The sequence below is a fragment of the Pseudomonas sp. MWU349 genome, from assembly GCF_017947325.1.
GTDB lineage: Bacteria > Pseudomonadota > Gammaproteobacteria > Pseudomonadales > Pseudomonadaceae > Aquipseudomonas > Aquipseudomonas protegens.
The window spans coordinates 275955-284981 of record NZ_JAFEVP010000009.1 but is presented as its reverse complement, the minus strand read 5'-3'; the positions used below and the strand labels follow the sequence as shown (position 1 = coordinate 284981).

General features: G+C 62.3%; 9 protein-coding genes. 6 read left to right on the top strand and 3 right to left on the bottom strand.

Going from position 1 to position 9027, the window contains the following annotated elements:
• Positions 1 to 304: 304 nt before the first annotated feature.
• Positions 305 to 1321, top strand: a complete 1017-nt coding sequence (locus KCG88_RS30275) for a class I SAM-dependent methyltransferase (protein ID WP_210713721.1) — start codon at positions 305 to 307, stop codon at positions 1319 to 1321.
• Positions 1322 to 1426: 105 nt separating this feature from the next.
• Positions 1427 to 4345, top strand: a complete 2919-nt coding sequence (locus KCG88_RS30270) for a DUF748 domain-containing protein (RefSeq protein WP_210713720.1) — start codon at positions 1427 to 1429, stop codon at positions 4343 to 4345.
• A 198-nt stretch (positions 4346 to 4543) separates the two neighbouring features.
• On the opposite strand, the gene KCG88_RS30265 is transcribed toward KCG88_RS30270, so the two are convergent.
• A complete protein-coding gene (locus tag KCG88_RS30265) occupies positions 4544 to 4900 on the bottom strand; it encodes a BON domain-containing protein (protein WP_011063519.1) in 357 nt (118 codons plus the stop codon).
• A gap of 228 nt (positions 4901 to 5128) precedes the next feature.
• Positions 5129 to 5545, bottom strand: coding sequence for a pilin (locus KCG88_RS30260; protein WP_047337834.1), 417 nt, complete (start codon positions 5543 to 5545; stop codon positions 5129 to 5131).
• A 329-nt stretch (positions 5546 to 5874) separates the two neighbouring features.
• Between KCG88_RS30260 and KCG88_RS30255 the strand changes: the two genes are divergently transcribed.
• Genes KCG88_RS30255 through yacG form a run of 4 tightly spaced genes read left to right on the top strand, consistent with a single transcriptional unit; the run spans position 5875 to position 8787 of the window.
• Complete coding sequence (locus tag KCG88_RS30255; protein ID WP_210713719.1) at positions 5875 to 7092, top strand: type II secretion system F family protein; 1218 nt, start codon at positions 5875 to 5877, stop codon at positions 7090 to 7092.
• Between the two features lie 2 nt (positions 7093 to 7094).
• On the top strand, positions 7095 to 7967 hold the full coding sequence (locus KCG88_RS30250) for an A24 family peptidase (protein ID WP_047337835.1): 873 nt from the start codon (positions 7095 to 7097) through the stop codon (positions 7965 to 7967).
• A complete protein-coding gene (gene coaE, locus KCG88_RS30245) occupies positions 7964 to 8587 on the top strand; it encodes a dephospho-CoA kinase (RefSeq protein WP_011063523.1) in 624 nt (207 codons plus the stop codon). Before KCG88_RS30250 ends, coaE begins: the two co-directional genes overlap by 4 nt.
• On the top strand, positions 8584 to 8787 hold the full coding sequence (gene yacG / locus KCG88_RS30240) for a DNA gyrase inhibitor YacG (protein ID WP_047289273.1): 204 nt from the start codon (positions 8584 to 8586) through the stop codon (positions 8785 to 8787). The genes coaE and yacG overlap by 4 nt, the downstream gene beginning before the upstream one ends.
• A gap of 19 nt (positions 8788 to 8806) precedes the next feature.
• On the opposite strand, the gene KCG88_RS30235 is transcribed toward yacG, so the two are convergent.
• Positions 8807 to 9022 carry a hypothetical protein gene (locus KCG88_RS30235; protein ID WP_047289275.1) on the bottom strand — a complete coding sequence of 72 codons (216 nt, stop codon included), beginning with the start codon at positions 9020 to 9022 and terminating at the stop codon, positions 8807 to 8809.
• Positions 9023 to 9027 lie beyond the last annotated feature (5 nt).

The following is a 9027-nucleotide window of genomic DNA, read 5'->3' as shown; positions in this document are numbered from 1 at the left end:
AGCCCTGGCGATCGAGCGCTAACCTCCCGAAACCGCCCCTTGTAGGAGCTGGCTTGCCAGCGAAGGCGCCCCTGAGAGCGCTTTCGCCAGCAAGCTGGCTCCTACGGACAAGGCGTGCGCATGATCGCCTTCGCCAGCAAGCTGGCTCCTACGGGCAAGGCGTGTGCACGATCGCTTTCGCCAGCAAGCTGGCTCCTACGGGCAAGGCGTGCGCATGATCGTCTTTGCCGGCAAGCTGGCTCCTACAACGGGCGGGACGCTGGTAAACTGCCGCGCCTCACTCCTCAGCTCCAAGGCGCTACGCATGTCCTCCTTGAATCAGGCGCTGCGCGCCGCTCTCGATCACCGCCAGGACCTGCTCGCCGAGCTGCATCAGCAAGGCACCGACTGCTATCGCCTATTCCACGGCAGCCAGGAAGGTGCCGGCGGCCTGACCATCGACCGCTATGGCCCGCAATTGCTGGTACAGAGCTTTCACCAGACGCTGGAACGCGACGCCCTGCTGCAACTGCACGACAGCATCAATCAGCATCTGAACCTGTCGACCCTGCTGGTCTACAACGACCGCTCCCGGGGCAACTCGCGGATCGACCGCGAAGACTCGGTGTACCGCGCCGAAGAGGCCGCCCTGGCGGATCTGGTTGGCCACGAATGGGGCCTGAATTACCGGGTGCGTGGACGCCACGCCGGGCAGGACCCGCTATTGTTTCTCGACCTGCGCAACGCCCGTGGCTGGGTCAAGCAGCACAGTGCGGGTAAAAGCGTGCTCAACCTCTTCGCCTACACCTGTGGCGTCGGCCTCAGCGCCGCAGCTGGCGGCGCGCGCGAGGTGTGCAACCTGGACTTCGCCGAGGGCAACCTGGCCGTCGGACGGGAGAACGGCCAGCTCAACCCGCAATTGCCACAGATGCAGTTCGTGCAGTCGGACTATTTCCCGGCCATCCGCCAACTGGCAGGGCTGCCCATCAGCCAGCGCCGCGGGCAGAAACTGCCCAGCTATCCGCGCCTTGAGCAGCGCCAGTACGACCTGGTACTGCTGGACCCGCCAGCCTGGGCCAAAAGCGCCTTCGGTACGGTCGACCTGCTGCGTGATTACCAGAGCCTGCTCAAGCCGGCACTGCTGGCCACCGCCGAAGACGGCGTGCTGATCTGCTGCAACAACCTGGCCAAGGTCTCGATGCCGGACTGGCGTGAACAAGTATTGCGCTGCGCCGAGAAGGCCGGGCGTCCAGTGCGCGACTGCCAGGTCCTGGCGCCCGCCGCCGACTTCCCCTCCCACGACGGACAACCCCCACTTAAAACCTTGATCCTGCAACTTTGACCAAGCGCAGGAAATCTGAACAATCCTGAAGACTGGAGTGGTTTCGGAACCGTAAACGCGTGCCATACTCCAAGGCACTTCCGATTCAGATAGATGAAGCCTCGCATGACCAAAGGATTGATTCGCGCTCTTTGCGCCTTGTTGACCGCTCTCGCCCTTTACAGTCTGCTGGGCTTTCTGATTCTGCCGGGCATTGCCTTGCGGGTGGCCAACCAGCAATTGGCCAACTACGCCACCACCCCAGCCCATATCCAGCGCATCGAGCTCAACCCCTTCAGCCTGGAGCTGACCCTCTGGGGCCTGAGCATCGGTGAACCGGGCAAGGAGCAGATCGCCTTCGATCGCCTCTACGCCAATCTGCAATTGGACAGCCTCTGGAAACGCGCGCTGCACCTGGCGGATGTCGAGCTGGACCAGCCCAAGACCGAAATCCTCTTCGACAAGGAAGGCAAGCTCAACCTCCTGGCCCTGTTCAAGCTGCCGGCCAGCGAACCGACCCCAAGCGACCCTAACGCCAAACCCTTCCCGGTACGCATCGAACGCATCAAGCTGGCCGGCGGCTACCTGCATTTCCAGGACCTGCGCCCCAGCGAACCCATCGAATTTCTCTACAACAAGCTCGATTTTGAGCTGAAGAACCTCAGTACCCTTCCGGACGACAGCGCCGACATGACGCTGGTGGCCACCGGCCCCGAGGGCGGGCAGATCGACTGGAGCGGCAACTTCAGCGTGACGCCGCTGACCTCCGAAGGCACCTTGAAAGTCACCGACGGCAAGATGAAAGCCTGGTGGCCCTATGTGCGCGATGCGGTGCCGCTGGTGCTGGAAGACGGCGTGGTCAACCTCAGTACCCACTACAAATTCAGCCTGGCCAAGGAAACCGAACTGCTGCTGGACAACACTTCCATCAGCGTCGCGCCCTTTGCCATCAAGGCCCCGGACGGTCGCCCACTGGCGCGCCTGGAACGCCTGGACGTCAGCGAAACCACAGTAGACCTGGCCAAGCAGCACGTGGTTGTCGGCAAGGTCCGTAGCCAAAAGCTCGAAACCTGGGCCGCCCTTGAAGCCGATGGCCAGTTGGACTGGCAGAAGCTCTTCGCCAGTCAGCCGGCCAAACCGGCGCCAAAACCCGAGCCGGCCGCTGCCGACGCCCCCAAGGAACCGGCAGTACCGAGCAAACCCTGGCAGGTGCTGCTCAAGGACGTGCAACTGCGCAACTACCAGGTGCACCTGGCCGATCGCAAGGCCAAGCCCGCCGTAGCCCTGGAGCTGGGGCCGCTGAACCTGGACCTGCAGAACTTCGACAGCCTCAACCAGTCCCCCTTCACCCTCAAGCTCGATACCGGCCTGGGCAAACAAGGCAAGGTCAACGCCACCGGCGAGGTCAACCTCAACCCCGTCAGCGCCAAACTCAAGGTGCAGACCCGGGACATCGACCTACGCGTCGCCCAGTCCTATATCAGCCCGTTCATCCGCCTGGAACTGCGCAGCGGCATGCTCGGCAGTGACCTGGCAGTGGACCTGAAAAAAGTCGAACCCCTGACTTTCAGCGTCACCGGCCGGGCCAATGTGGACCAGTTGCACACCCTGGATACCCTCAAGACCCGCGACTTTGTGAAATGGAAACAAGTGGTGGTCGAAGGCCTGAACTATCAGCACGGTGACAGCCTGACCATCAGCCGGGTCAACCTGATGCAGCCCTATGCACGCTTCATCATCAACGATGACCGCACCACCAATATCGACGACCTGCTGATTCCACAACCACCCAGCAGTGGTGGCAAATCCTCGACGAAGGCCGAGCCCATCTCAAGCAAGCCCCTGGGCATCCACATCGGTGAAATCGCCATCAACGACGGTTCGGCGAACTTCGCCGACCTGAGCCTGACGCCGAACTTCGCTACCGCCATCCAGCAGCTCAACGGCCATGTCGGCACCATTGACAGCCGCCAGGCCAAGCCGGCGGACGTGGACGTCAAGGGCAAGGTCGATCGCTATGCGCCGGTGACCATCAAGGGCAGCGTCAACCCGTTCGATCCGATGGCCGCGCTGGATATCGCCACCAGCTTCAAGCGAGTGGAACTGACCACCCTGACCCCCTACTCCGGGAAATTCGCCGGTTTCCGCATCCGCAAGGGTCGGCTCAACCTCGACCTGCACTACATGATCACCAAGGGCCAGCTCAAGGCCGAGAACAAACTGGTGGTCGAGCAGTTGCAACTGGGGGAAAAGGTCGACAGCCCGGACGCCGTGGATCTGCCGATCCGCCTGGCGGTGGCCTTGCTGAAAGATACGGACGGCAAGATCTCCATCGAACTGCCTATCTCCGGTGATTTGAACAACCCGCAGTTCAGCGTGATGCCGATTGTCTGGCAGACCCTGCGCAATCTGGTGCTGCGCGCCGCCCAGGCACCCTTCAAGTTCATTGGCGGGCTGGTCAGCGGGGGTGGCTCGGAAGACCTGAGCAACGTGTCCTTCGCTCCAGGCTCCAGCGACCTGAGCAAGGAATCCGAGTCGGCCCTGACCACCCTGGCCAAGGCGCTCAAAGAGCGTCCGACCCTGCGCCTGGAAATCGAAGGTACCAGCGCCCAGAGCAGTGACGGGCCACTGATCGCCGAACAGCGGCTGGAGCGCGAATACCAGTACAACTACTACAAGATCCTCCAGCGCCGCGGTGACAAGGTCCCCGCCCAGGCGTCCCTGCTGCAGGTTCCCGAGGGCGAAAAGGCCCCTCTGCTCGAAGGCATCTACCGCACCCGCTTGAAACAGCAGCCTCCGGCGGAATGGACCCAGCTCAGCCGCGACGAACGCAGCGCCAAGCTGCGTGAAGGTCTGATCAAGTTCTGGAGCAGCAGCGACGTGCTGTTGCGACAACTGGGTCAGGAGCGCGCTAGCAGCATCAAGGACTTCCTGGTGGACAAGGGCCAACTGGCCGACGACCGGGTCTACTTCATCGATGCCAACCTGGGCCAGGCCGAAAGCGATGGCCGGGTCGTCACCCCGCTGCACCTGGACAGCGAATAACCCTCTCGCGCCGGGCTCCCACAGCCCGGCCGGTCGCCTACCCAGCACCCACAATAGAACAGGCCCCGACACTGAGTGCCGGGGCCTGTAATGATCACGTCCTTGTGATCTTCCGCATGAACCCTTTTGAGAAACGGCAGACGTATCACTCGGCTCGTCTACCGCACCCTCTCCCTGTCCAAGCGAGAAGCTTGAGTGTTACTCGGCTTTCAGGCCGTCAGCGGAAACGGCCTTGACGCCTTTGATTTTCTTGGTGATGGCCACGGCGGTAGCTTTCTGAGCTTCGGTTACCGCAACAGTGGACGACAGCGAAACAACACCCTTGTTGGTTTCAACCTTGATGTCGGTGCCAGGAATGCCTTTCTCGGTTACCAGATCGCTTTTCACTTTGGTGGTGATCCAGGTATCGGAGGTGGCCTCTTTGGCCTTGGTCACTTCACCGGCAGCCACCACCATGGGCGACTGGGTGTTTTGAGTGGTCTGCGCAAATGCTGCGTTAGCCATGGTCAGGGTCAGAGCGGTAGCAGTTGCGGCAGCGATAGCGAACTTCTTCATACGAGTAACTCCTGTTCTTTAAGAAAGCCTGCGCCGTGTCCTGGCAACAGGGTTATGAGGGATATTGCAGGTGCTGTGCCAAGTCTGAGCACCTATAAATATCTATAAAAATCAATGAGTTATAAAATTATAAATAATCCGACATCATGCAAAATGCATGACTGCCCGCCAATCTGCATGCAAGTTGCAGCTTTTTCAGCGCGGCTTAGTCAATCGTGAAAAGCCTCCTCAAGCCCCCTCCGCACCACAGCCTTTGGGCGCATAGTCGGCCTCCACAGTGGTAGTGCATGTCCATCCTGAAGTCGCCGAACGGGTCAGGGTCAGGGTCTTGTTCAGCACCGGCCCCGGCGCATTGAGCAGGGTGCAGCCAATACTGCCTTCACCGGTGGCCGCCGTCCCGCCGGCACTCATCTGGCAGTTGGCGGTCTGGGCCGTGCCACCGGCCAGGGCCAGGGTCGGATCGGTCCCCTGGTTGAGCAGATCCTCGACGTTGACCTTCAGGGCCGACGCCTCGGCCAGGGCGGCAATCACCTTGGCCCGCGCCTGGTACTTGGCATACATCGGCATCGCCACGGTGGCGAGGATGCCGATGATGGCTACCACCACCAGCAATTCGATCAGGGTAAAACCGGATTGATGTTTCATGGGTTGCCTCCTGGCATGAACGAATGTTGCATGAGCACAAAGGCCTGAAGCACAGCCTGTGCCAGGGGATGAGCCACGGATTACGTGGCCTGCAGCCGCGATAGCCCATGGCCTTGAGCGCAAGGAGTCGCACAAACTGACAAATTTCGTCAGCCCCTGCCCCTCTCCGGCAGGGCCTCGCCAGCTAGGCTTGGACAGGTGCACGGCGGCCCGACAGTCGGCTCGCGCCTTCACCCAGGAACGTCCGGGGGGCCGGGTGATCTATCACCCGTTCGAACACCGCAGGGCGCTTGCGCCTCCCTATCCACCCTTGCACCAAGGATCGAACCATGGCGGTAAAAGCACCCGCGACCAGTGTCTATCTCTGGCACGGCACCGACAGCCAGGGCCGTCCTCTCACCGGAGAGCTCAGCGCCGCGACCCCGGCCCTGATCAGGGCACAACTGCGCAGACAAGGCATCACCCCAACCCGAGTCCGACGCAAACCCAAGGGCTGGCTGCGCCTGCATCAGCGAGTAGGGGCACGGGACATTGCCCTGCTCACCCGGCAGTTGGCCACGCTGATGCAGGCCGGGGTGCCGCTGCTGCAATCCTTCGACATCATTGCTGAAAGTTTCGAGCATCCGCAGATGCGCCAACTGCTGGACAGCCTCAAGCGCGACATCGAGGCCGGCTCCAGCCTGGCCACGGCATTGCGCAGACAGCCGCGCCACTTCGACCCGCTGTACTGCAACCTGGTGGACGCCGGCGAGCAGGCCGGCGCCCTGGATACCCTGCTGGAAAGAGTCGCTACCTATAAGGAAAAGAGCGAGAACCTGAAGGCGCGGCTGAAGAAAGCCATGGTCTATCCCTTGGCGGTGATCGGCGTGGCGGTCGTGGTCAGCAGCATCCTGCTGCTCAAGGTGGTCCCCCAGTTCCAGAGTTTGTTCGCCGGTTTCAATGCCGAGCTGCCACTGCTCACCCAGTGGGTCATCTCTCTGTCACATTTCATCCAGCAGCAGGGGGTGCAGCTGCTGGCCGCCGGCGTGCTGGGTGGGCTCGCAGCGCGCCTGGCCTATCGGCGCTCCCCACGCTTGCGTGACCGCCTGGATGTCGGCCTTTTGCACATGCCCCTGGCCGGGCCACTGCTGCATAAATCCGCGGTGGCCCGCTACGCACGGACCCTGGCCACCACCTTCGCCGCCGGCGTTCCCTTGGTGCAGGCCCTGGATTCAGTGGCCGGAGCCAGCGGCAACCCTGTCTTCAGGCAAGCGGTGCAACGGATCCGCCAGCAGGTCGCCGCAGGCATGCAATTGAACTTTGCCATGCGCGCCAGCGGCGTCTTTCCGACCATGGCGATCCAGATGACCGCCATCGGCGAAGAATCCGGAACCCTGGATCATCTGCTGGAAAAAGTCGCGCTCCATTACGAGGTCGAGGTGGACAACCTGGTGGACAGCCTGACCAGCCTCATGGAGCCGTTGATCATGGTGGTCCTGGGGGGTATCGTCGGCGCCCTGGTGGTTGCCATGTACCTGCCTATCTTCCAACTCGGTACAGCGATCTGAACATGCCCCTGACTGACGCCCTCACTCTCTACCCCATGGCCTTCGTGGCTGCGGCCCTGGTATTGGGCCTGATCGTCGGCAGTTTTCTCAACGTGCTGGTGTGGCGTCTGCCGAAAATGCTCGAACGCGACTGGCGAGCCCAGGCCCGCGACGTGCTGGGGCTGGAGCCCGAACCTGTGGCTGCGCCCTACAACCTGATGCTGCCGCACTCCCAGTGCCCGCACTGTGCGCAGCCAATCCGCCCCTGGGAAAACATTCCGCTGCTCAGTTACCTGTGGCTGCGCGGCCGCTGCGCCCACTGCAATAGCGCCATCAGCCCGCGCTACCCATTGACCGAACTGGCCTGCGGGCTGATCTCGGGTTTTATCGCCTGGCACTTCGGCTTTGGCTGGGCGGCCGGGCTGATGCTGATTCTCAGTTGGGGGCTGCTGGCAATGAGCCTGATCGACGCCGATCACCAACTGCTGCCGGATGTGCTGGTGCTGCCACTGTTGTGGCTGGGGCTGATCGCCAATAGCTTCGGCCTGCTGATCAGTCTGGAGGATGCGCTGTGGGGGGCGGTGATGGGCTACTTGTTCCTGTGGTCGGTGTTCTGGCTGTTCAAGCTACTGACCGGCAAGGAAGGCATGGGCCACGGTGATTTCAAGCTACTGGCCCTGCTCGGGGCCTGGGGCGGCTGGCAGATCCTGCCGCTGACCCTGCTGCTGTCATCCCTGTTGGGGGCGATTCTCGGCACGATCCTGTTGCGCCTGCGCCGGGAAAAGACCTCGACGCCAATCCCCTTTGGACCCTTTCTGGCCATTGCCGGCTGGATTGCCTTGCTCTGGGGTGGTCAAATAACCGACTTCTATCTGCAGTTTGTCGGTTTCCAATGACTCGCTCCGTAAACACACCCTGGACCCTCGGCCTGACCGGCGGCATCGGCAGCGGCAAAAGTGCCGCCGCCCAGCACTTCATCGACCTGGGGGTGCATGTGATCGATGCCGATCACGCCGCACGCTGGGTGGTGGAGCCCGGCCGCCCGGCCCTGGAGCAGATTGCCCGGCACTTTGGCCAAGGCGTGCTGCAGGCCGACGGCCAACTGGATCGCGCGGCTCTGCGCAAGCTGATCTTCGAAGTGCCCGAACAGCGTCGCTGGCTGGAGGCCCTGCTGCACCCGCTGATCGCCGAGGAAATTGTCAGCCACCTGGCCCGCGCCGAATCGCCCTACGCGATCCTGGTGTCGCCGCTGCTGATCGAATCCGGCCAGTCGCGGATGACCCAGCGGATTCTGGTGATCGACGTGCCCCAGCAACTGCAGATCGAACGTACCCTGCAGCGCGACCAGATCAGCGAACAGCAGGTCCAGGCGATTCTCCAGGCCCAGGCCAGCCGTGAGGAACGCCTGCGCCATGCCGATGACGTGCTGGTCAACGACCGCGACCACGCCTGGTTGCGCAGCGAGGTCGAGCGCCTGCATCACTTTTACCTAACTTTGCGTGGAGGCCAGTCATGAGCCAACCCCTGACCGTCGAATGCCCAACCTGCGGCGCCCCTGTGGAATGGACCGCGGCCAACATCAACCGGCCCTTCTGTTCCGATCGCTGCAAGCTGATCGATCTGGGTGCCTGGGCTGCCGAGGAGCACAAGATTCCGGTGAGCCCGGATGCCGAGGACGACCTGTTCTCTGAAGAACTGCCCCCTCGCGCTCACTGAGTGCTCACCCCGGCGCCGGTCAGGGCCGCATGAAGCTGTAGTCCTGATCGTCGTCAAGGTTCTCCGCTAGAAACTGCAGCTCATCTGCCAGGTCCTCGATGCTGCGCACACTCTTGCTTTGCTGCACCACCGCACTGAGCAGGGCGCGCAAGCTCAACCCCGGTTCAAAACCTTCCTGCTGAGCATTGTGCAGACTGTCGCGCACTTGCTGCCGAGCCCACTGGTAGACACTCATGACCG

Coding starts and splice junctions, on each gene's coding strand:
- KCG88_RS30275 (WP_210713721.1), top strand. CDS start 305: ATGTCCTCCTTGAATCAGGCGCTGCGCGCCGCTCTCGATCACCGCCAG.
- KCG88_RS30270 (WP_210713720.1), top strand. CDS start 1,427: ATGACCAAAGGATTGATTCGCGCTCTTTGCGCCTTGTTGACCGCTCTC.
- KCG88_RS30265 (WP_011063519.1), bottom strand. CDS start 4,900: ATGAAGAAGTTCGCTATCGCTGCCGCAACTGCTACCGCTCTGACCCTG.
- KCG88_RS30260 (WP_047337834.1), bottom strand. CDS start 5,545: ATGAAACATCAATCCGGTTTTACCCTGATCGAATTGCTGGTGGTGGTA.
- KCG88_RS30255 (WP_210713719.1), top strand. CDS start 5,875: ATGGCGGTAAAAGCACCCGCGACCAGTGTCTATCTCTGGCACGGCACC.
- KCG88_RS30250 (WP_047337835.1), top strand. CDS start 7,095: ATGCCCCTGACTGACGCCCTCACTCTCTACCCCATGGCCTTCGTGGCT.
- coaE (WP_011063523.1), top strand. CDS start 7,964: ATGACTCGCTCCGTAAACACACCCTGGACCCTCGGCCTGACCGGCGGC.
- yacG (WP_047289273.1), top strand. CDS start 8,584: ATGAGCCAACCCCTGACCGTCGAATGCCCAACCTGCGGCGCCCCTGTG.
- KCG88_RS30235 (WP_047289275.1), bottom strand. CDS start 9,022: ATGAGTGTCTACCAGTGGGCTCGGCAGCAAGTGCGCGACAGTCTGCAC.